The 21,402-nt window shown below is 71.2% G+C and carries 14 protein-coding genes; 6 read left to right on the forward strand and 8 right to left on the reverse strand.

Features of this window, described 5'->3' with window-relative positions:
* Window positions 1–15: 15 nt before the first annotated feature.
* The 4 genes from OG594_RS02100 to OG594_RS02115 form a co-directional block, all read right to left on the reverse strand.
* Window positions 16–180: a hypothetical protein gene (locus OG594_RS02100; protein WP_266594785.1), complete on the reverse strand. Its 165-nt coding sequence runs from the start codon at window positions 178–180 to the stop codon at window positions 16–18.
* 405 nt (window positions 181–585) lie between these two features.
* Entirely contained in the window at window positions 586–1,404 is an 819-nt protein-coding gene (locus OG594_RS02105; protein ID WP_266594786.1) for a hypothetical protein, read from the reverse strand.
* Between the two features lie 148 nt (window positions 1,405–1,552).
* Window positions 1,553–2,821, reverse strand: coding sequence for a metallophosphoesterase (locus tag OG594_RS02110; protein ID WP_266594787.1), 1,269 nt, complete (start codon window positions 2,819–2,821; stop codon window positions 1,553–1,555).
* Window positions 2,822–3,106: 285 nt separating this feature from the next.
* Complete coding sequence (locus OG594_RS02115; protein ID WP_266594788.1) at window positions 3,107–4,222, reverse strand: LacI family DNA-binding transcriptional regulator; 1,116 nt, start codon at window positions 4,220–4,222, stop codon at window positions 3,107–3,109.
* Window positions 4,223–4,583: 361 nt separating this feature from the next.
* On the opposite strand from OG594_RS02115, the gene hisC reads away from it, so the two are divergent.
* Window positions 4,584–5,663 carry a histidinol-phosphate transaminase gene (hisC, locus tag OG594_RS02120; RefSeq protein ID WP_266594789.1) on the forward strand — a complete coding sequence of 360 codons (1,080 nt, stop codon included), beginning with the start codon at window positions 4,584–4,586 and terminating at the stop codon, window positions 5,661–5,663.
* Window positions 5,664–5,699: 36 nt separating this feature from the next.
* Here the strand turns inward: hisC and OG594_RS02125 are convergent, their stop codons facing one another.
* Window positions 5,700–6,068 (reverse strand): cyclophilin-like fold protein, encoded by a 369-nt coding sequence (locus OG594_RS02125; protein WP_266594790.1) that lies wholly within the window; start codon window positions 6,066–6,068, stop codon window positions 5,700–5,702.
* A 191-nt stretch (window positions 6,069–6,259) separates the two neighbouring features.
* Between OG594_RS02125 and OG594_RS02130 the strand changes: the two genes are divergently transcribed.
* The 4 genes from OG594_RS02130 to OG594_RS02145 all read left to right on the forward strand — a co-directional run bounded on the left by OG594_RS02130 (window position 6,260) and on the right by OG594_RS02145 (window position 14,334).
* On the forward strand, window positions 6,260–7,765 hold the full coding sequence (locus OG594_RS02130) for a cytochrome ubiquinol oxidase subunit I (protein WP_266594791.1): 1,506 nt from the start codon (window positions 6,260–6,262) through the stop codon (window positions 7,763–7,765).
* A gap of 18 nt (window positions 7,766–7,783) precedes the next feature.
* Window positions 7,784–8,785 (forward strand): cytochrome d ubiquinol oxidase subunit II, encoded by a 1,002-nt coding sequence (gene cydB / locus OG594_RS02135; protein WP_266594792.1) that lies wholly within the window; start codon window positions 7,784–7,786, stop codon window positions 8,783–8,785.
* 62 nt (window positions 8,786–8,847) lie between these two features.
* Window positions 8,848–12,498, forward strand: a complete 3,651-nt coding sequence (gene cydD / locus OG594_RS02140; protein ID WP_266594793.1) for a thiol reductant ABC exporter subunit CydD — start codon at window positions 8,848–8,850, stop codon at window positions 12,496–12,498.
* Window positions 12,499–12,519: 21 nt separating this feature from the next.
* Window positions 12,520–14,334: a GAF domain-containing sensor histidine kinase gene (locus OG594_RS02145; protein ID WP_266594794.1), complete on the forward strand. Its 1,815-nt coding sequence runs from the start codon at window positions 12,520–12,522 to the stop codon at window positions 14,332–14,334.
* On the opposite strand, the gene OG594_RS02150 is transcribed toward OG594_RS02145, so the two are convergent.
* Window positions 14,331–15,218 carry a Cof-type HAD-IIB family hydrolase gene (locus OG594_RS02150; RefSeq protein WP_266594795.1) on the reverse strand — a complete coding sequence of 296 codons (888 nt, stop codon included), beginning with the start codon at window positions 15,216–15,218 and terminating at the stop codon, window positions 14,331–14,333. The two genes, OG594_RS02145 and OG594_RS02150, sit on opposite strands and share 4 nt — an antisense overlap.
* A 105-nt stretch (window positions 15,219–15,323) precedes the next feature.
* On the opposite strand from OG594_RS02150, the gene OG594_RS02155 reads away from it, so the two are divergent.
* Window positions 15,324–16,229, forward strand: coding sequence for an LLM class flavin-dependent oxidoreductase (locus OG594_RS02155; RefSeq protein WP_266594796.1), 906 nt, complete (start codon window positions 15,324–15,326; stop codon window positions 16,227–16,229).
* Window positions 16,230–16,305: 76 nt separating this feature from the next.
* Here OG594_RS02155 and OG594_RS02160 read toward each other — a convergent pair whose 3' ends face one another.
* Both OG594_RS02160 and OG594_RS02165 read right to left on the reverse strand, forming a co-directional pair.
* Window positions 16,306–19,326 (reverse strand): tetratricopeptide repeat protein, encoded by a 3,021-nt coding sequence (locus OG594_RS02160; RefSeq protein ID WP_266594797.1) that lies wholly within the window; start codon window positions 19,324–19,326, stop codon window positions 16,306–16,308.
* Window positions 19,323–21,212 carry an HSP90 family protein gene (locus OG594_RS02165; protein WP_266594798.1) on the reverse strand — a complete coding sequence of 630 codons (1,890 nt, stop codon included), beginning with the start codon at window positions 21,210–21,212 and terminating at the stop codon, window positions 19,323–19,325. The genes OG594_RS02160 and OG594_RS02165 overlap by 4 nt, the downstream gene beginning before the upstream one ends.
* Between the last annotated feature and the right edge of the window lie 190 nt (window positions 21,213–21,402).

Consider the following 21,402-nt stretch of genomic DNA (forward strand, 5'->3'; position numbering starts at 1 on the left):
CATCGGTCGCGACCATCAGCGCTTGCGGAGAAGCACGAGGAAGACGAGTCCGGAGGTCGCAGCAGCGGCCACCCACGGAGTGGGGCCGTCATCCCACGTGACCACGGCTGCTGCCATGGTCAGGGCCGCGTTGCAGCCCGCAAGCCCCAGGACTGCCCCGGCCGTTCGCCTGTCTTCCATCGGAGTCCCCTGCTGTGGTCGATCACCGCTGCGGTCGAAAGCGACCATATGAGCGAGATAAGACCCCCTCAAGTCTTTACCGGGTCATAGTGATCATTTCCGGACAGCCCGAGGTGCCATCGCGGTACACCGGAGCGCGCGCATCGCCCCTTCCGGGCTCGTAACGGAGCCGGGATCGTGCTCAGTTGATCGGAGGGCGGCATTCCTGCGGCTGCGGCTGCCGGTGCGCGGCGAGCGGCAGTTCGGGCGGGCCTCGGCGAGATGTCCTGATCCGACTTCGTGATCGCGGACACGACGGCGGACACCCATGACGCCGTACGGAGACCGTCGCGCCCGGCGCCGGTCGGGCGAGCCCGGCGTATCCGGGCAGGTGCCGGTGCGGGGCACTGACGCCCCGGACCGGGATCATTCGGGTTCGTGTTCCGGGCCGCCGAAGTCCGGACTGGTGAAGTCCGGAGGCGTGTAGCCGGGCCGGGGGCTCTCCGACGGGGAGCCCGGGCTGGTGAAGTCGGGCCGGCTGTACCCCAAGTTGGGGATGCGGCCGGCCGCCGGGGTGCGGGGGGTGGGGAAGCCCGGGCCGGCGCTCGGATCGGCCAGTGCGTCCCGCAGGAAGGGCATGATGCCGCGCTCCAGCAGGGCGTGCCGCCAGGCCTCGCGGGCCCGGGCGACCTCGTCGGGTATCGCCTCCGTCTCGTCCGCCCCCACCTCGGTCGCGCTGTTGCGGACGGCCGTCACCAGCAGTCCGATCACGGCGAAGAGCAGGGCGGCCGCGGTGAGCCCGCCGAAGAGCCACCCCGCCGTCAGCATGGTTTCGGCGAAGGCCGGTTCGGGCTCGATCATCTTCAGGATGTAGCCCACGAGCAGGAAGATCAGCATGGCGGTGCCCGCCAGGACGGGCGCGAGGACCGCGACCACGGCGCCGATGCCGGCACCGCCGCCGTTGTCCTGGGCGCCGTCCTCGTCCCCCGTCGTGCCCGGCGGGGCCAGTGCCTCGTCGCGTCGTTCCTCGCGGACCTTCACGTAGTGGCCGTACTCGGCCGCGGCCGCGGCGGCCAGCAGGGCGCTGGCCCCCTGTGCCATGGTGCGCAGCTGTTCGGCATTCAGCCGTTCGCCGAGGGTGGCGAGTTCGGGCCGCTCGTGCGCGGCGCGCAGCGCCTCGTCGACGAGCCGATCGAACTCCGGTCGGTCTTCGGTCAGCAGGTGCGGAGCGCTGGTCATGTGCATCCCCCGATGCTCCGTAGAAGCCGGTATGCCCGCGTAGACCCGGGCGCCGGCACAAACGGAGGAGAGCCTGCTATGGATAGAGCGATGGTAGAGCGCCCACGCCACGCCGTGACAGGGGCTTTCTGGAAATACCCCTCTCCGTAAGCTCTCAGTCGCTCAGGGGAAGTTGTACGACAAGCAGTTTGCCCGCCATCGTCACTCCGCCGTCCATCGCGATGGCCAGCCCTTCCGCGTACACGTGCGGGCCGTCCACGGCCTCCGGGCCCCGCGACTCGTCGCCGTCCTCCGTGCCCACTTCGCCGAGCAGGTAGGGGATGGGGCTGTGCCCGTGGACGACGCGGCTGCCGCCGTAGGTGTCGAGGAGTTCGCGTACGGCCGCCGGGCCGGTTCCCTCGTCGCGGAAGGCGAACCGCTTGGTGAACTTGCGGAAGAGGTCCCAGGTGATGTCGGCGTCGCCGCGGTTGAGGAGCTCGTGGATGGTGTCGTTGACGTCCTCGATGGAGTCGCCGTAGTCGAGATAGGCCGTGGTGTCGGAGTGCAGCAGCAGGTGGCCCTCCTCCAGGACGGCGGCGTCCAGGCGGGACATCCACTGCAGGTGGACGTCCTGCAGGCGCTCCATGTCGGTGCGCTGGCCGCCGTTGAGGAGCCAGGCGGCCTGGAAGGTGGCGGTGCCGGCGCCGGAGACGACCGGGGTGTCGCCGAACCGCTTGGCGCCGATGAGCAGGAGTTCGTGATTGCCCATCAGGGCCTTGCAGTAGCCGCCGGCGGCGGCGGCCTCGGCCGACAGCCGCATGACGAGGTCGATGACGCCGATGCCGTCGGGGCCGCGGTCGGTGAAGTCGCCGAGGAACCAGAGCCGGGCGTTGCCGGCGGACCAGCGGCGCTGCGCGTCGATCAGACCCTGGGCGTGGAGTTCGGTGACGAGCTCGTCGAGGTAGCCGTGGACGTCGCCGACGACGTAGAGGGGGCCGGGACCCGAGGCCTGTTCCTGGGGCACGTACTGGACCTGGACGGTGTCGCCGGGGCCACCGAGCGCGCCGCGGCCGATGACGGGCAGGTCCCGGTAGGTCGGGGTGTAGCCCTCCAGGTCGTCCTCGTCGGGGCTCCGGGGCGCCGTGTGCGCCGGTTCGGCGTCGGGGAGTGCGCGCAGGCGCGTGTCGGGGTACGGGGGCTGCTGCGCGGGCGCCTGAGGTGCGGCCGGCTGAGGTGCGGGCGGCTGCGGCGGGTAGCCGGGCTGCGGGGGCACGTTCGGCGTGGCGTCCTCGTAGTACGCCGGGTACTCGCCGTACACCGGGGGCTCTCCGGGCAGCCCGGTGGACGTGGCTACGGCGTACAGGGCGGGTTCGGTGACGGGAACCCGGAAGTCCCGCAGCGTGTCCGTCCGCATCGCGGGTCCCTGACCGGCCCCCTGAGTCATCGACCCCTCCACCACCGTCGCGCTGCCGTACACCTGCGGACCCTCCTGACCTCCAAGGAGGAGGGTCCGTGATGTCGTGCGCCCATCATAGGAATGCGGCTCGCGCTCTGTGACGCACCAGGGGTAGTGAATCCTTTACGGAGCCGATCGTTCCTGCCGTTTTCTCCCGATATCGGCGTTGCAGAAATCCTCGGCCGGTCCTTGTTCGGTGCTCGGTCGGTCGTCGGATGGCTCTCGGACGGTCCGCGGTCGGCCCTTCGGCAGGCCGACCGGACGGTCTGTCGGTCAGTCCTGGGCCGGCGAACGGGGTGGGCTGATGGTCGTGCGGGGCTGCCTGCGCTGCGAAGAGGTACGGATGATGAGTTCGGTCGGGACGACCTGTTCGACGGGGCGTCCGGTGTCCACTCCCTCGATCGCATCGATGAGCAGCTGCACGACGGCGGTGCCGATGCGGCGGGGTTTGAGGGACAAGGTGGTGATGGGCGGCTCTGTGTTGGCGTAGACGGTGGACTCGCTGCAGCACACGAGCAGCAGGTCCTCGGGGACGCGCAGGCCGTAGCGGCGGGCGGCGGCGAGCAGATCGGTGCCGTTGGGGTCGAAGAGCCCGTAGACCGCGTCGGGCCGGTCGGGGCGGGCGAGGAGCCGGTCGGCGGCGACGGCGCCCGCGCACGGGTCGTGGGCGGGGTAGGACTCGTAGACGGGGTCCTGGCCGACGCGCTCGCACCAGCTGAGGTAGGCGGTGGTGGAGAGCCGGGTGTAGGTGTCGGTGGTGGTCCCGGTCAGCAGTCCGATCCGGCGGGCGCCGGCGGCGGCGAGGTGGTCGAGCAGGCCGAGCACGGCGGCTTCGTGGTCGTTGTCGACCCAGGCGGTGACGGGGAGGGAGCCTGCGGGGCGGCCGTCGGAGACCACGGGCAGGCCTTGGCGGACCAGTTCGGTGACGACGGGATCGTGGTCGGAAGGGTCGATGACGACGGTGCCGTCGAGGGCGACGTTGGACCACACGTCGTGGCGGGAGGTGGCGGGGAGGATGACCAGGGCGTAGCCGCGGGCGAGCGCGGCGGAGGTGGCGGCCCTGGCCATCTCGGCGAAGTAGGCGAATTCGGTGAAGGTGAAAGGTTCATCCCCGTACGTCGTCACGGTCAGGCCGATGAGGCCGGACTTGCCGGTACGGAGGGTGCGGGCGGCGGCCGACGGGCGGTAGCCCAGTCGGTCGGCCACTTCGCGAACGTGGCGGCGGGTGGCGTCGGGCAGCCGTCCCTTGCCATTGAGCGCGTCGGAGACGGTCGTGATGGAGACGCCCGCCGCGGCGGCCACGTCCCTGATGCCGGCCCGGCCCTGTCGGCCGGCGGCCCGCCGGGTGGTCTCGGTCCGGCTCACCTGATGCTTCCCTGCTGCTGTCATGGCGAGCCGATAGTAGGGCTCGGTGGGGAGGGTGGTCTGGGTGCATATGCAGGCGTTGACAGGCACGTTTCTGCATGGTTCGCCACCCTCAATGACCTTGGAAATGAAGGTCATTGATCGCTGAGAGTGAGAGTGAAGCTTGTTGTCGGGTCCGGGCATGCCAAAACGATGTGATCTCGGGTCGTTCTCAACTCACCTGCACGAGGGATGCGCGCCACGGCGCAGGCCACCGGCGCACGCATATATGCGTGCGCTCCCCCGCATTCCTGGCGCCCCCATTCTCGGAACGGCGGAATCCTCATAAGGTGAGCAGTATTGAGTCGACGGCGACGTCGTAGTGGACGGTCGAGGAGGACCTGCGGTGAGCGAGAAGAGCCCGAAGCTGCGCGCCGAGCTGGACGGCATTCCGACGTACAAGCCCGGCAAGCCGGCTGCCGCGGGAGGGCCTGTCGCGTACAAGCTGTCCTCGAACGAGAACCCGTACCCGCCGCTGTCGGGCGTGCTGGAGACCGCGGTCGCCGCGGCCGGGAACTTCAACCGGTACCCCGACATGGCCTGCACCGGCCTCGTGAACGAGCTCGCCGAGCGCTTCGGCGTGCCGGTCGAGCACATCGCCACGGGCACCGGCTCGGTCGGCGTGGCCCAGTCGCTGATCCAGTCGACCGCTGGGCCGGGTGACGAGGTGATCTACGCCTGGCGCTCCTTCGAGGCGTACCCGATCATCACGCAGATCTCGGGCGCGACCTCGGTGCGGGTCCCGCTGACCGACGGCGACGTCCACGACCTGGACGCGATGGCCGCGGCGATCACCGACCGGACCCGTCTGATCTTCGTTTGCAACCCGAACAACCCCACCGGCACGGCCGTGCGCCGCGCCGAGCTGGAGCGCTTCCTGGACCAGGTGCCCTCGGACGTCCTGGTGGTCCTGGACGAGGCGTACCGCGAGTTCGTGCGGGACGCGGACGTACCGGACGGCATCGAGCTCTACCGCGACCGCCCGAACGTCGCCGTGCTGCGTACGTTCTCCAAGGCGTACGGCCTGGCCGGCCTGCGGGTCGGCTTCGCGGTTGCGCACGAGCGGGTCGCGGCGGCGCTGCGCAAGACGGCGGTGCCCTTCGGCGTCAGCCAGCTCGCGCAGGACGCGGCGGTGGCTTCGCTGCGCGCCGAGGACGAGTTGATGGGCCGCGTCGGGGCGCTGGTGAGCGAGCGCACGCGGGTGCACGAGACGCTGGTCGCCCAGGGGTGGACCGTTCCGGACACGCAGGCGAACTTCGTGTGGATGCGGCTGGGTGAGCGGACCGCCGAGTTCGCGGCTGCCTGCGAGAAGGCCGGTGTGGTGGTCCGGCCCTTCGCGGGCGAGGGCCTGCGGGTCACGATCGGTGAGACCGAGGCGAACGACCTCTTCCTGCACACGGCCGAGGCGTTCTTCAAGGAGCTCTAGAAGGTAGGGCCTGAAGGTAGGGCCCGAAGGTGGGGCTCAGGCGAGTTCCACGCGGACGGGATCGCCGTCGCGGACGGTGGACAGCAGGCGGGGGTCGCCGTCGAAGGAGCCGAGCACGTTGCACGGGCTCGCGAGGCGGCTCTCGCCTGCGCGTGAGATGGGTGTGGGGCCGTAGGGCAGCGCGAGGGCGTCGCCCTCGGTCCAGAACGCGACCGTGCCGGGGGCGACGACCTGCTGGGCGTCGTCCTCCAGGGCGACGCAGACCCCGGTGTCGAAGTAGACCTCCTCGCCCCAGGTGTTGGCGGAGGCGGAAATCGGAAGGGCCTCGGCCAGCGCCTTGCTGGTCGGGGTCTCGTCGAGGGTTGCGGTGAGCTGGCCCGCGGGCCAGGAGATTCGTATCTGCATGAGTCGAATTCAACAATCTGTTGAATCGATTGGCTAGAGGGGTACCCCGCTCGAAGGTGGCCGAGAGTGGTGCGACATAATGCTTGTGAATGTGAACGCGTTCACAAGCGTGTCCTGCTTCCTCCCGGTATGGAAGGAACCCGCCAGGCAGACTGCGGCTGTGACCACGGCGACGACAAGGAGAAGACGACGTGGACCTAGCTTTGGCGCCGGAGACATTGGCGCGATGGCAGTTCGGTATAACGACCGTCTACCACTTCCTGTTCGTACCCCTGACGATCTCGCTCGCCGCCCTGACGGCGGGCTTGCAGACGGCGTGGGTGCGCACCGAGAAGGAGAAGTACCTCAGAGCCACGAAGTTCTGGGGGAAGCTCTTCTTGATCAATATCGCGATGGGTGTCGTCACCGGCATCGTCCAGGAGTTCCAGTTCGGCATGAACTGGTCCGACTACTCGCGGTTCGTCGGCGACATCTTCGGGGCCCCCCTGGCCTTCGAAGCGCTGATCGCCTTCTTCTTCGAGTCGACCTTCATCGGTCTGTGGATCTTCGGCTGGGACAAGCTGCCGAAGAAGATCCACCTGGCGTGCATCTGGATGGTGTCCATGGGCACCGTCCTGTCCGCCTATTTCATCCTGGCGGCCAATTCCTGGATGCAGCACCCGGTCGGGTACCGCATCAACGAGGAGCGGGGCCGGGCCGAGCTCACCGACTTCTGGCTCGTGCTGACCCAGAACACCGCGCTCACCCAGTTCTTCCACACCATCACGGCCGCCTTCCTGGTCGGCGGCGCGTTCATGGCCGGCATCTCCGCCTTCCACCTGGCGCGCAAGAAGCACGTCCCCGTGATGCGGAGCTCGCTGCGCCTCGGCCTGATCGTCATGATCATCGCCGGTATGGGCACGGCGATCAGCGGTGACCTGCTCGGCAAGGTGATGTACAAGCAGCAGCCCATGAAGATGGCCGCCGCGGAAGCTCTGTGGGACGGCGAGGCGCCCGCGCCCTTCTCCGTCTTCGCCTACGGAGACGTCGACAAGGGCCACAACAAGGTCGCGATAGAGATCCCCGGCCTGCTGTCCTTCCTGGCCAACGACGACTTCACCTCCTTCGTCCCGGGCATCAACGACGTCAACAAGGCCGAGCAGGAGAAGTACGGCCCCGGCGATTACCGGCCCAACATCCCCGTCGCCTACTGGGGCTTCCGCTGGATGATCGGCTTCGGCATGGCCTCCCTCGGCATCGGAACACTCGGCCTGTGGCTGACCCGCAAGCGGTTCATGCTGCCGGCGCAGCTGCGGACCGGGGAGGACGAGGTCCCGCACTTGGTGCTCTTCAAGAAGCCGCTGAGCCCGAAGTTCACCAACCTGTACTGGATCGTCGCGCTCTGGACGATGGGCTTCCCGCTCATAGCCAACTCCTGGGGCTGGATCTTCACCGAGATGGGTCGCCAGCCCTGGGTCGTCTACGGAGTGCTGCGCACCAGGGACGCGGTCTCGCCGAACGTGTCCCAGGCCGAGGTGCTCACCTCGATGATCGGGTTCACGCTCCTGTACGCGGTGCTGGCCGTGATCGAGGTCAAGCTCCTCGTCAAGTACGTCAAGGCCGGACCGCCCGAACTCACCGAGGCAGACCTCAACCCACCCACCAAGATCGGTGGGGACGACAAGAACCCCGACCGGCCGATGGCCTTCTCGTACTGAGGCCGAGGAGCGCACACCATGCAACTCCACGATGTCTGGTTCGTACTCATCGCCGTCCTGTGGACCGGCTACTTCTTCCTGGAGGGCTTCGACTTCGGAGTCGGCGTACTGACCAAGCTGCTCGCCCGGGACCGCACGGAGAAGCGGGTTCTGATCAACACGATCGGGCCCGTGTGGGACGGGAACGAGGTTTGGCTGCTCACCGCGGGCGGTGCCACCTTCGCCGCCTTCCCCGACTGGTACGCCACGCTCTTCTCGGGCTTCTACCTGCCGCTGCTGCTCATCCTGATCTGCCTCATCATCCGTGGCGTCGCCTTCGAGTACCGGCACAAGCGCCCCGAGGACCGGTGGCAGACCAACTGGGAACACGCGATCTTCTGGACCTCGCTGATCCCCGCGTTCCTGTGGGGCGTCGCCTTCGCCAACATCGTGCGCGGCGTCAAGATCGACGAGAACAAGGAGTACGTCGGCACCTTCCTCGACCTGCTCAACGTCTACTCGATCCTCGGCGGACTGGTCACCCTCACCCTGTTCACCTTCCACGGCACGGTCTTCACCTCGCTCAAGACCGTCGGTGACATCCGCGACCGTTCGCGGAAGCTGGCGACCCGGCTCGGCGTGGTCACCGCCGTGCTGGCCCTGGTCTTCCTGATCTGGACCCAGGTCTCGCGCGGCGACGGCCAGAGCCTGGTCGCGATGATCGTCGCGGTGCTGGCGCTGGTCGGGGCCCTCGGCTTCAACCTGATCGGCCGCGAGGGCTGGTCGTTCGCACTGTCCGGGGTCACCATCGCGGCGGCCGTCGCGATGCTCTTCCTCACGCTCTTCCCGAACGTCATGCCGTCCTCGCTGAACGAGGCCTGGAACCTCACGGTCACCAACTCCTCGTCCAGCGCGTACACCCTGAAGATCATGACCTGGTGTGCGGCCGTGGCCACCCCGCTCGTCCTGCTCTACCAGGGCTGGACGTACTGGGTGTTCCGCAAGCGGATCGGGACCCAGCACATCGTCGATGTGCACTGAGTCCTGAACCGAGTCCCCGTGACGTATGACCCGCCCGTCCGGCTGACGACCTCCCCGAGGGGATGTTTCACGTGAAACCGATCGACCCGCGCCTGCTGCGGTACGCCCGCTCCACCCGCCTCTTCCTGGGGGCGGTGGTGGCCCTGGGGCTTGCCGGTGCGGGGCTGGTCGTCGGTCAGGCGATGCTGATCGCCGAGATCGTGGTCGGAGCCTTCGAGCGGGGGCAGGGCGGCCAGGCGCTCCGGACGCCACTGCTGCTGCTCGCGGCGGTGGCGCTCGGGCGCGGGCTGATCGCCTGGCTCACGGAGCTCGCCGCGCACCGGGCGGGCGCGGCGGTCAAGTCGGAGTTGCGGGGCAGGCTGCTGGACCGGGCCGCGGAGCTCGGGCCCGGCTGGCTGGCCGGGCAGCGGACCGGATCGCTGGTGTCGCTGGCCACCCGGGGCGTGGACGCGCTCGACGACTACTTCTCCCGCTACCTGCCCCAGCTGGGCCTCGCGGTGGTCGTGCCGGTCGCCGTGCTGGCCCGCGTCGTCACCGAGGACTGGGTGTCGGCGGCCATCATCGTGGTGACGCTGCCCCTCATCCCCGTGTTCATGATCCTCATCGGCATGGCCACCCAGTCCCGGATGGACCGCCAGTGGCGGCTGCTGTCCCGGCTCTCCGGGCACTTCCTCGACGTGGTGGCCGGGCTTCCCACCCTGAAGGTCTTCGGCCGGGCCAAGGCACAGGCCGAGTCGATCCGCAAGATCACCGATGACTACCGGCGCGCGACGATGCGGACCCTGCGCATCGCCTTCCTCTCCTCCTTCGCCCTGGAACTGCTGGCGACCCTGTCGGTGGCCCTGGTGGCCGTGACCATCGGCATGCGGTTGGTCCACGGCGAACTGGACCTCTACACCGGGCTGGTCATCCTGATCCTGGCGCCCGAGGCGTACCTGCCGTTGCGGCAGGTGGGGGCCCAGTACCACGCTGCCGCCGAAGGGCTGGCGGCCGCCGAGGAGATCTTCGAGGTCCTGGAGACCCCCACCACCGGTACGGCCGGTACCGCCGCGCTGCCGGCCGGCGCTCCCCTGCGGATCGAGATCGAGGGGATCGCCGTCCGCTACGAGGGCCGCGGCGAGGATTCGCCCCGGCCGGTCTCGCTCACGGTCGGGCCGGGGGAGTGCGTGGCCCTCACCGGGCCGAGCGGAGCGGGGAAGTCCACCCTGCTCCAGGTGCTGCTGGGATTCGTGACGCCGACCGCCGGGCGGGTCCGGGTCGCAGGCGTGGACCTGGCCGAGCTGTCGGCGGCGCAGTGGCGGCAACAGATCGCCTGGGTGCAGCAGCGGCCGCACTTGTTCGCAGGAACGATCGCAGAGAACGTGCGGCTGGCCCGTGCGGGGGCCTCCGAGGCCGATGTGGCCGAGGCGTTGAAGGACGCCGGGGCCTGGGAGTTCGTGACCGCACTGCCGCTCGGGGTGGAGACCCCGCTGGGCGAGGGCGGCGTGGGACTGTCCGCCGGTCAGCGGCAGCGACTGGCCCTGGCGCGCGCGTTCCTGGCGGACCGGCCCGTGCTGCTGCTGGACGAGCCGACGGCGGCGCTGGACGGCGAGACCGAGGCGGGGATCGTGGACGCCGTCCGTCGGCTGTCCGTCGGGCGCACCGTGCTGTTGGTGGTGCACCGGCCGGCGCTGCTCGCCGTCGCGGACCGGGTGGTGGCGATGGAGGCGGGCGACGGCCCCGAGGAGCCCTTCGCCGAAGTGGCGCTCCCCCGCCGCGCCGCTTCCCCGGTCGGCGCCGAGCTGCTGTCCTCCGGCGCAGCCGGTGACCGCGGCGAGCACGTCCCGGATGCCGGGGAATGGATCCTCGGTGCGGCGCGCGAGCGGGCGGGGGCCGGAGGCGGTTCGGGCCCGGCCGGTCCGGGTGCGGCCGCGTCCGGTGCGGCAGGTTCGGGTGCGGCTGGTTCGGGTGCGGCCGGTGATCCGCTGCGCCGGGTGCGTGCTGTCGCCCGGGCATGGCAAGGACGGTTCAGGCTCGGGCTGTTGCTCGGGGCGCTGGCCGTCGGATGCAGCGTCGGCCTGATGGCCGTGTCGGGCTGGCTGATCTCGCGGGCATCGCAGCAGCCGCCCGTGCTCTACCTGATGGTGGCCGTCACGGCCACCCGGGCCTTCGGAATGGGTCGCGCCGTCTTCCGGTACGCCGAGCGGCTCGTCTCGCACGACGCCGTGCTGCGGATGCTCGCCGATCTGCGGGTCTCCGTGTACCGCCGACTGGAGCGCATCGCACCCGCCGGGCTGCGCGAGCACCGGCGCGGGGACCTGCTGGCCCGGCTGGTGGCCGACACCGACGCACTTCAGGACTACTGGCTGCGCTGGCTGCTGCCCGTCGGTACGGCCGTGCTCGTCGGATCGGGTTCGGTCGCCTTCACCGCCTGGCTGCTGCCGGAGGCCGGCGCCGTACTCGCCGTCGGACTCCTCGCCGCCGGTGTCGCGGTACCGCTGGTCAGCGGTGCCTGCGCCCGCCGCGCGGAGCGAAGGCTCGCGCCGGCCCGGGGCGAACTCGCGACCCGAGTGGCCGATCTGCTCACCGGGACCGCAGAACTGACCGTGGCCGGAGCGCTGGAGGACCGCAAGGGCCGGACGCGCGAGAGCGACGGCTTGCTGACGCGCATCGCCGCGCGGGGCTCGGCCGCGGCCGGGCTGGGTGGCGGCCTGTCGGCCCTGGTGTGCGGGCTCACCGTCGTGGCCGCCGCGGCCGTTGCCGCGAACGCCGTCCAGGACGGACGGCTGTCCGGGGTGGCCATGGCCGTCGCGGTCCTGACGCCGCTGGCCGCCTTCGAGGCGGTGAACGGACTTCCGCTCGCCGTCCAGTACCGCCAGCGGGTGCGCCGTAGCGCCGAGCGGGTCTACGAGGTCATCGACGCGCCGGTCCCGGTCGCCGAGCCGGAGCAGCCCGCCGCGGCCCCCGCCTCGCCGTTCCCGCTGCGGCTGACGGGGCTCACCGCCCGCCACCCCGGCCAGGAGCGTGCCGCGCTGCGGGACGTGGACCTGACCCTGGAGGCCGGCCGCCGCATCGCCGTCGTCGGTCCCTCGGGGTCGGGCAAGACCACCCTGGCCCAGGTCCTCCTCCGGTTCCTGGACCCGGCCGAAGGTGCGTACAGCCTGGGCGGGAGCGACGCGCGCACGCTCGACGGCGACGACGTACGGGCCCTCGTGGGCCTGTGCGCCCAGGACGCGCACCTCTTCGACAGCTCGGTACGGGAGAACCTGCGTCTGGCCCGGACCGGGGCGAGCGAGGAGCAGCTGCGGCAGGCGCTGGCCGCGGCCCGGCTGCTGGAGTGGGCCGACGGCCTTCCGGACGGGCTGGACACGTTGGTCGGCGAGCACGGAGAGCGGATCTCGGGTGGTCAGCGCCAGCGGCTGGCCCTGGCCCGGGCGCTGCTCGCGGACTTCCCCGTACTGGTCCTGGACGAGCCGGCTGAGCACCTGGACCTGGCCACGGCGGACGCCCTGACGGCGGACCTGCTGGCCGCGACCGAGGGCCGGACCACCGTGCTGATCACGCACCGGCTGGCCGGCCTGGAGGCGGTGGACGAGGTGCTCGTGCTGGACCGCGGCGAGGTCGTGCAGCGCGGCCCGTACGCGGAGCTGGCCACCGCCGAGGGACCGCTGCAGCAGCTGCTGGAGCGCGAAAGGGCAACGGACCGCACTTTGGCCAACTTTCCCCGCCAATAGGGACTAACTACGCTCAGGACCATGTCAGCGCAGCAGTCGCAGGAATCGCCGGATCCCTCACCGGGTCCATCATGGGGTCCGCTGCCGGGTCCGCTGCCGGGTCCGTTGCCGGGAACGCCGGGAGCTGCGGGAGCTGCGGACCCGCTGGTGGCTGCCACCCAGGCCACCAGGAGTCTGCAAGGACTGTCCACCGAGCTCACGGCCCGAGTGCCGCAACTGCTGGAGGCCATGAGGTCGGTCGGGACCGGGCTGGAGCTGCACTCGACGCTGGACCGCATCTGCGAGACCGCGGCCGAGCTCGCGGACGCCCGCTACGCGGCGATCGGCGTCGTCGACACGGAGGGCCGCGGACTCTCGGACTTCGTCACCCACGGGATCGGCTCCGCGCAGGTCCGGAAGATCGGACACCGCCCCGACGGGAAACGGGGCCTGCTCGGAGCACTGATCTCGCACTCCGACACGGTGCGGCTCGCCGATCTGACGAAGGACCCGCGCTCGGCGGGGTTCCCGCCGCACCACCCGCCCATGAAGACCTTTCTGGGAGTGCCGATCCGGGTACAGGGAGAGATCTTCGGCAATCTCTACCTCGCCGAGAAGAACGGCGGCGGCGAGTTCAACGACTACGACGTCCACATGGTCCGGGTACTGGCCACCGAGGCGGGCATCGCCATCGGCAACGCCCGGCTGTACGAGGCCGCCACCCAGCGCGAGCGCTGGATCGACGGCTCGGTGGCCGTCACCACCGCTCTCCTGTCCGGCGGTGATGCGGACGATGCGCTTGCCGTGGTCGCCGAACAGGCCCGCCGGCTGGCCGACTCCGCCGCCGGGATCGTCATGCTGCCGGCCGAGGAGGGCGGGATGGAGATCGTCGCCGTCTCCTCCGAGAACCCGGCCACCTCGCTCGGTGTGGTGCTCGGGGCCGAGAGCCCGGTGGTGGACCGGCTGTTGGAGGGCGAGCCGGTCTTCGCGGATGACGCCGCGTCCGATCCCCGCATGGCCAGCGAGCTCACCAGCCGGTACGGCCCGTGCATGCTGCTGCCGCTGCAGAGCGGCGGGCGGGTGTTGGGCGCGCTGGTCACCCCCCGGGCCCGCGGCGGGCGTCCCTTCACCGAGGCCGAGCGGACCCTGGCCACCCAGTTCGCCTCGCAGGCGGCGCTCGCCCTGATGATGGCCGAGGCACAGCGCGACCGCGAGCGGCTGGCGGTGTTCGAGGACCGCGACCGGATCGCCCGCGACCTGCACGACCTGGTCATCCAGCGGCTCTTCGCCACCGGGTTGATGCTGGAGGGCGCCCAGCGCCGGTCCATCGTCCCCGAGGTGCGTGACGGCGTGGGCAAGGCCGTGGACGAACTGGACGTGACGATCCAGGAGATCCGCACTGCGATCTTCGCCCTCCAACAGGGTCCGGCGGAGGCTCCGTCCGGGTTGCGTACCCGAGTGCTGCGGGAGATCAACATGGCCGCGGTGCCCCTGGGCTTCAAGCCCGCGCACCGCTTCCTCGGCCCGGTCGACACGGTCGTCGGTGAGCTGGTGGGCAAGAACCTGATCGCCGCGCTGCGTGAGGCCCTGTCGAACGCCTTCCGTCACGCCGAGGCGACCCGGATCGACGTGGTCATCGACTCCACCATCACGCTCGCCGACGGCCGGCCCGGGGTCCGGCTGGAGGTGGCCGACGACGGGGTGGGCATCCCGCAGGGCGGCCGCCGCAGCGGGCTGCGGAACCTGCGCCGACGGGCCGAGTCGTTGGGCGGTGCGAGCTCGTACGGGCCGGGCATCGGCGAGGACGGAGGCGGGACCACCGTGGTGTGGGAGGCCCCGCTCCAACCCGCTGTCTAGGCCTGCTGCCCCGCGGTGCGTTCGGCCAGGATGCGCTCGATGACGAGGGCGACCCCGTCCTCGTTGTTGGCGACCGTACGGCCGGAGGCGGCCGCGATCACATCGGGGTGGGCGTTGCCCATGGCGTACGAGGTGCCCGCCCAGCTGAGCATCTCCACGTCGTTCGGCATGTCCCCGAAGGCGACGACCTCGGCGGGGGAAATGCCCCGCTCGGCACAGCACAGTTCCAGGGTGCTCGCCTTGGACACGCCAGGCCCGCTGATCTCCAGCAGCGAGGTGGGACTGGACCGGGTGATCGACGCGTACCCGCCGGCGGCGGGCCGCGCCAGCGCAAGGAACTCGTCGGGGGCCAGCTCGGCATGGTGCGCCAACAGCTTCAGTACGGGCGCGGAGCTTTCGTCCGTGTCCTCGTGCAGCAGCTTCTCGGCAGTGGCGACCCGGGCAACCGGGTCCTTGAAGAAGGGCGGGTACGCCGGCTCGTAATTGATGCCGGTGGTCAGCTCCACCGCGAAGGAGGTGCCGGGTGCCGCGGCCCGCAGGGCATCGACGACGGCGAGGGCTGCCACCCGCGGAAGGGCTCTGACCTGCACGAACTCGCGTCCGGCATGCAAGTCGACCACCGCCGCGCCATTGGCGCAGATCGCCAGGCCGTGGCCGTGGACATGGTCGCTGACCACGTCCATCCAGCGGGCCGGGCGGCCGGTGACGAAGAAGACCTCGATCCCGGCCTCCTCGGCGGCGGCGAGCGCGGCCACCGTGCGCGGCGAGACGGACTTGTCGTCGCGCAGCAGGGTGCCGTCGAGGTCGGTGGCGATCAGCCGGGGCGTGGGGGTTGGCCCGTCCGGGCACTGGGGAGCCGAGGTCACGGTTCCATCTTCGCCCATGGCCGAGGAGGTCCTGACCAGGGGCAGGGGCTGTCACCTCGGGCGATGTTTCACGTGAAACGGCGCCGTTTCACGTGAAACATCGGCTCGCCGTAGGCTCGAAGCATGAGTCTGCGTCTGAGCACGGTGATCCTTCCGGTACGTCGATGGCACGAGGGAGGACGCGATCAGTGGCTGCGGGCCGAGCAGCTCGGGTTCCACACGGCCTACACCTACGACCACCTGTCCTGGCGGACGTTCCGCGACGGCCCGTGGTTCGGCGCGGTGCCCACCCTGACCGCAGCGGCCACCGCCACGGAGCGGCTGCGCCTGGGCACGCTCGTCACCTCGCCGAACTTCCGTCACCCGGTGACCCTCGCCAAGGACCTCATCAGCCTGGACGACATTTCCGGCGGGCGCATCACCCTCGGCATCGGCGCGGGCGGCAACGGCTTCGACGCGACCGCGCTGGGCCAGGAGGCCTGGTCCCCGCGCGAGCGCGCCGACCGCTTCGCCGAGTTCGTGCCGCTGCTGGACCGGCTGCTGACCGAGGGCTCGGTGAGCCACGAGGGGACCTTCTACTCCGCCGAGGAGGCCCGCAACATCCCCGGCTGCGTGCAGCGGCCCCGGCTGCCGTTCGCGGTCGCCGCGACCGGACCGCGCGGCATGCGGCTCGCCGCCCGACACGGCCAGGCCTGGGTGACCACGGGCGACCCGAAGCTCTTCGAGGAGGGCACGCCCGAGCAGTCGCGCGAGGCCCTGCGCGGGCAGCTCGAACGGCTCGGCACGGCCTTCCTGGAGATCGGGCGGGACCTGGAGCCCGTGGAGAAGATCCTCCTGACCGGCTTCACGCCGGAGGCCAACACCGTGCTGCAGTCCGTGGACGCGTTCGTCGACTTCGCCAGCCGGCACCGCGATCTGGGGTTCACCGAGGTGGTGATCCACGCCCCGATCCCGGACTCCGAGTTCGCCGCCGACGAGGCCGTGTTCGAGAAGATCGCCACCGAGGCCCTGGCCCAGCTCGACAGCTGATCCACCGGGCGTCGTCTGATCCACCGGTCGTCGTCGCCACGCGCACGAGCAGCGACGACGACCGAACAGACGCCCCCTAATCCCTGTCGTTCAACTGCGCGAGCAAGCGCTCCGCCGACGGCAGGAGCCAGTCCGGCACGTCGTCCTCGGGTAGCGCCCGCGCCTCGTCGATCAGGGCGGAGACGCGTGCGGCGCCCGCGTCCGCGTCACCCCGCTCCTGCTCGGTCCAGGCCGCGTTGCTCAGGCACTGGAACCGGTCCCGCAGATGGTCGGGGCCGAGCTCGGAGTAGATTCGGGCGGCCCGGTCCCACAGCTCGATCTCCTCCAGGCGCAGCTCGTCGACCTCCGCGGGGCTCAGCGGGGCCGCCGGCTCCGCCCCGGCATCGGCGTGGCCCTGGTCCTCGTCCTCCGCGTCCTCCTCGTCGGCGGCCTCGTTGGACTGCTCGTTCGTGTTGACGTGCCGGTCGAGCACCTGTGCCAGTTGGTGCCAGGTCTGGGCGAGTTCGGACCGCAGCACAGGGGTCCCGGGATCCGCAGCCAGGGCCGCCTCCAGTACCTCGGCAGCCTCCTCCATCCGCTTCCGGGCTTCCGACACCGCCGTGACGGTGACCTCCTCGCGCAGCCCCAGCCAAGCCAGGGAGCGCAGGATCCGCACCTCGGCGACCGGGACCTCGCCGGTCAGCCGGTGCAGCTCCAGGGCCCGTTCGTACGCGGCGACCGCCTCCACGGTCAGTCCTGCGTCGTCCAGGGTGTCGGCGGCCGAATGCGCGAGGCCCGCCTGCGGACGCGGATCCTCCCAGCCCTTGGTGACCTCTGCCGCCAACAGGTACTGCTCCGCTGCCGGCCGGGGTTCGTTCAGCCGGCGCAGCAGATCGCCCAGGAACTCCCGTACGGACACCGTCTGCTGGTCGCCGTGCTCCAGCAGGTCCGCCAGCGCCGACTGCAAGACCTCCGCCGCCTCGGCGTTCCGGCCGTCCTCCGCGTACGCCCGGGCCAGCAGCAGCCGGGCATGCGCACCGCCGTCGGCCGTGAGTCCGGCCTGGTCGAACCAGTGGGCTGCGGCCAAGGCGTGCTCCGCGCTCTCCGCGGCCGCGTCGCCCCGCCGCAGCAGGATGTCCCCGAGGGTCAGTCGTACGACGCCCTGTGTCTCGGCGTCGGTCACCTCGGCGACGTGCTCCAGTGCGGAGCGCGCTGCGGCCTCCGCCTCCTCGGGCCGCTCCAGCGTCATCAGCACCCCGGCCCGCAGCACCAGCGGGTCCACGGCCTGCCACGGCCGGCCGGCCAGGGCTGCCCGCGCGGCGGACGCCGCGAGCAGCGGCACGGCCCGTTCCGGGTCGCCCTGCGTCAGGGCCACCCGGCCCAGCATCTCCTCGGCCTCCGCCACCAGGTCCGCCAGGGTGCCCTCGTGGGTGGCGATGAAGTCGGTCAGCTCGGCGGCCAGCTTCCCGTGGTGGTCGTGGTGGTCGTGGTCGTCGTCCGTGTCGGACGTCTCCACCGAGCGCAGGTACGACTCCATCCGGATCGTCCACAGTTCCACGAGCGCGATGCGTCGGGCCCGCAGCGGCTCGGCGGCGTCCAGTGCCTCGGCGGACCGCAGGGCGACATGCAGCAGCTTCCGGACCTCTGTCGGCGCGGCTGCGGATTGTGCCGCCACACCGGCCAGCCTCAGCTCCGCGAGCGCCGCGCGCTCGGCGAGGCCGAGCGCCCGGTAGTCGTCCCGGACCGCCCTCAGCAGGTCCGGCGCCTCCGCGGCCCCGCTCCGCCCGGCCGCCAGGGCGTGCTGGTCCGCGAGGTCGGCGCGGACCAGCGGATCGGCCTCCGGGTGCGCGTCCACTCGTAGCGCCACCTCGGCCCACAGTGCGTCCGTACCCGGATGACTCAGGTCGCGGGCACGGCGGGCCCGCTCCACCAGCTCGGTGAAGGCGGCGGCCGTCCCTGCCGGCCCGGGCCCGGGGAGAGCGGGGGCCGAGGCGGTCTGCGGCAGCGCGGCACTGCGCACTCCCAGCGGCAGCTCGGCCAGCAGCGGCTCGCGGCCCATCTGTGCGAGGAACCGGTCCGAGACCCGGGTCGTGCCGTTGCGCGCGTCGAACTGCCGGGCGATGTCCAGGCAGCCCGCGTACAGCACCTCGTACAGTTCGTCGACGGTTCGAGGGCTTCCTTCGTAGGGCACGGCCGGGGTCCGCCCGTGCCCCAGCTCCCGCAGGCGGCGCAGCAGCACGAGGATGCCGCCGTGGAAGTCCAGCCGGTCGTCGAGGTTGGCGAGCGGAGCCACGTGGGCGGCGTGTTCGGCCAGGATCTCCAGGCCGCGCGATTCGTTGCCGGTGAGTGCGCAGAACTCGATGTGCTTGCCGACCGACGGCAGCAGGCTCTCGTTGCCGCGGGCCATGCGGTAGCCGCGCAGGTGGTGGGAGCGCGCCTCGTCGGCCCGGCCGAGCCGCAGCAGTGGCAGCAGCGAGGTGGCGAGCAGTCGGTGGGGCTCCTCGGCGCAGGTCAGTTCACCGTCGAGCACCGGCTTCCACAGCTCCAGGGCCCCTGCGTCGTCGCCGTGCAGGGCGGCGTACTGACCCTGCCCGTTGAGTTCGCAGGCCCGGCAGTCGCTCATGTCGTCGCGTTCGGCGGCCAGCCAGCTCCGGAAGGCCCGCTCGGCGCGCTCGTCCTCGCCGATCGCGTCGGCGAGCCACATCTCGGCCTCGCGAACGGGCCGCTCGCTGTAGCCGGCGATGCGGTAGCGGCGTTCCATCTCGTCCAGCCAGCCGGTGGCCGACTCCAGCGGAATCCCGGGAGAGTCGGAGATGGCCGTGGCCACCCACTTGAACTGCCAGAACAGCGCATGCGCTTCCCAGTGGGAGAAGGCGCCGGGGTCCTTGTCGTACTCCTGGAGCAGCCGGGCGAAGGGGACCAGCATCTTGGACGACTCGGAGCTGTAGAGGTAGGCGTTGATCAGGTTGTCCAGGGCCTCGCGGAACAGGGCCCGGTCACCGCTCGTCTCCGCCGCACCGGCCAGGGCTTCGGCGTGTGCGTTGCGTACGGCGCCGTTCGGCGATTCGCGGTTCTCCGCCAGACCCCGCACGATCTCCTCGCGCGTCAGCGTCGTCATTTCTGGTCCTCCTGGGCGTCGCGGGAACCGGTGGAGTGGGTCGCCCATTCCAGGAGTCCGATGAAGGCCCGGTTGAGCAGGGTGGAGTCGGCGGGGCGCAGCGGCCGCTGGGACATCAGCAGGGCCTGCCCGTAGAGCGATTCGACGGCGGTACCGGTCAGTGCCTCGTCGGGCAGCGCGGCGATCCGGCGGATGAGCGGGTTGTTGTGGTTGAGGACCAGGCGGGCCCGCGGCGCGGAGCCGCGCAGCGCGCCGAGGATGCCGCTCCACAGGGAGTCGGCGCTCTCCAGCGCGGCGGTGCGGTCGCGCTCCTGGCGGGCCTGCCGGTCGTCGAGGTACAGCGCGGGCACGGCGACGGGCTGGAAGGCGCGCAGCACCACGTCGCAGCCCTGGGCTTCCAGGCGGGTGCGCGCGGTGGCCAGGAAGGGGGCGAGTGCCAGTTCGGCCGCGGTCGGCACCGGGTCCAGCCGCTCGGTGACGGCCCCGGCGTCGAGTTCGGTGACCTTGAGCTCCGGCCGTACGGAGGGCAGGAGGGCCAGCAGGTCCGCATCGTAGGTGTATCCGGCGTTGATGACGCCGAGCCCGTGGGCCGCGGCGATCGGTGCGATCTGCCGGAACTCCTCGACGGTGCGGGTGAAGTGGATGTCCGTGTGGGCGGCCGCGAACTCCTGGAGGCTCATCGAGCCGTCGCTGGTCTCGAAGGGCAGCCACGGCAGCATCAGCCCGAGCAGCTCGGAGTCGTGCCGGGCCATGGACTTCACGCCGAGGTGGTGGACCTGTAGGAAGGCGGCCAGGCGCTCCGGGTCGCTGGCCGCGAGCTCGGCGAGCCAGCCGCGGACACGGGCGCCGAGGGCGTCCCGTACGGCGGCGAGGGTCTCGTCGTCGTACAGGTTCTCGCGGGAGGCGGTGGGGCGCAGCGTGTCCGTGTCGAGGACGGCGCGGACGAAGAACGCCCAGTCGGGCAGCAGGTTGTCGGCCCGGTCGGTCAGCAGCATGCCCTTGAGGTGGACGCGGTGTCCGGCCCGGTGGGCGGGGCTGGTCGGTTCGGGAAGGACGTACGCCACTCCTCGTACGCCGGCGACCGGTAGGTCGAGGTCGATGCTGTCGAGCGGGGTGAAACCGAAGAGCTGCGCGCAGTGCCCGGCGAGCGCGACGCGACGGGCGGCCGGGGTGGGGAAGGGACGGTCCCACACGGCGGGCCGGTCGGTGACGGGGCGCGGCTCGCCGCCCTCGCCGTCGTCGAAGGTGATCTCGTACGGCAGCAGGGAGCCGTAGTCGCGGGCCAGTTCTTCGACCTTGGCGGGGACGGCCCATTCCGCGGCGCCCGGGCGGGCCTCCAGCACGACGGTGGTGCCGGGCTCCGGCCGTGCCTCGTGGGGCAGTTCGCGGACGGTGTACGAACCGTCGTCCGTGGCCAGCCATTCGACGGGCGCGGCCTGGGGGTCGCGGGCGGAGCGGGTGAGGACCCGGATCTGGCGGGCCACGACGAAGCACGCGAGCAGGCCGATGCCGAACTGACCGAGGAACTCCTGGCGGGTCGCTTCCAGGCCCTGTTCGTTGAGATCGGCGCCGTCGCCACCGCGCTTGGAGCTACGGCCGATGGTGGCGAGCAGGGAGTGGGCCTCGGCGGCGGTCAGGCCGATGCCGCTGTCCTCGATGGTCACGCGGCCGCCGGACGCCGAGAGCCGGATGCGGACCTGTGCCGCCGGGTCGAGGGCGTGGCGCGCGGTGATCGCGTCCACCGCGTTCTGCAGGAGCTCGCGGACGTAGACGCGCGGGCTGGAGTAGAGGTGGTGGGAGAGGAGGTCCACCAGGCCGCGCAGATCGACCTGGAAGCTGTGGGGTGCCGACGGGGGCGTGGACGTGGACGGGGACGTGGACGTCATGGGGCGTCACCTCGCGTGCATACAGGGATGGTTCGGTGATCGCGAGGTCCCCCCCTCACAGATCCCGGAGTGGTGCACACATTAGGGGGATGGTCGGACAATCTCTGTGTGAATTCCGGCGCCCCGGGATGCCTGGCCCGGACGGCGGCCCGGTCGGCGGCCCGGTCGGCGGCCCGGACGGCGGCCCGGA

It is taken from the genome of Streptomyces sp. NBC_01214, assembly GCF_026340975.1.
Classification (GTDB): domain Bacteria; phylum Actinomycetota; class Actinomycetes; order Streptomycetales; family Streptomycetaceae; genus Streptomyces.

What these genes read in the sequence shown, in the direction of transcription:
- OG594_RS02165 (WP_266594798.1), bottom strand. Translation starts at nt 21,212, where the DNA reads ATGACGTCCACGTCCCCGTCCACGTCCACGCCCCCGTCGGCACCCCAC.
- OG594_RS02145 (WP_266594794.1), top strand. Translation starts at nt 12,520, where the DNA reads ATGTCAGCGCAGCAGTCGCAGGAATCGCCGGATCCCTCACCGGGTCCA.
- OG594_RS02110 (WP_266594787.1), bottom strand. Translation starts at nt 2,821, where the DNA reads ATGACTCAGGGGGCCGGTCAGGGACCCGCGATGCGGACGGACACGCTG.
- cydD (WP_266594793.1), top strand. Translation starts at nt 8,848, where the DNA reads ATGTTTCACGTGAAACCGATCGACCCGCGCCTGCTGCGGTACGCCCGC.
- OG594_RS02160 (WP_266594797.1), bottom strand. Translation starts at nt 19,326, where the DNA reads ATGACGACGCTGACGCGCGAGGAGATCGTGCGGGGTCTGGCGGAGAAC.
- OG594_RS02115 (WP_266594788.1), bottom strand. Translation starts at nt 4,222, where the DNA reads ATGACAGCAGCAGGGAAGCATCAGGTGAGCCGGACCGAGACCACCCGG.
- OG594_RS02105 (WP_266594786.1), bottom strand. Translation starts at nt 1,404, where the DNA reads ATGCACATGACCAGCGCTCCGCACCTGCTGACCGAAGACCGACCGGAG.
- OG594_RS02155 (WP_266594796.1), top strand. Translation starts at nt 15,324, where the DNA reads ATGAGTCTGCGTCTGAGCACGGTGATCCTTCCGGTACGTCGATGGCAC.
- OG594_RS02150 (WP_266594795.1), bottom strand. Translation starts at nt 15,218, where the DNA reads ATGGGCGAAGATGGAACCGTGACCTCGGCTCCCCAGTGCCCGGACGGG.
- cydB (WP_266594792.1), top strand. Translation starts at nt 7,784, where the DNA reads ATGCAACTCCACGATGTCTGGTTCGTACTCATCGCCGTCCTGTGGACC.
- OG594_RS02125 (WP_266594790.1), bottom strand. Translation starts at nt 6,068, where the DNA reads ATGCAGATACGAATCTCCTGGCCCGCGGGCCAGCTCACCGCAACCCTC.
- OG594_RS02100 (WP_266594785.1), bottom strand. Translation starts at nt 180, where the DNA reads ATGGAAGACAGGCGAACGGCCGGGGCAGTCCTGGGGCTTGCGGGCTGC.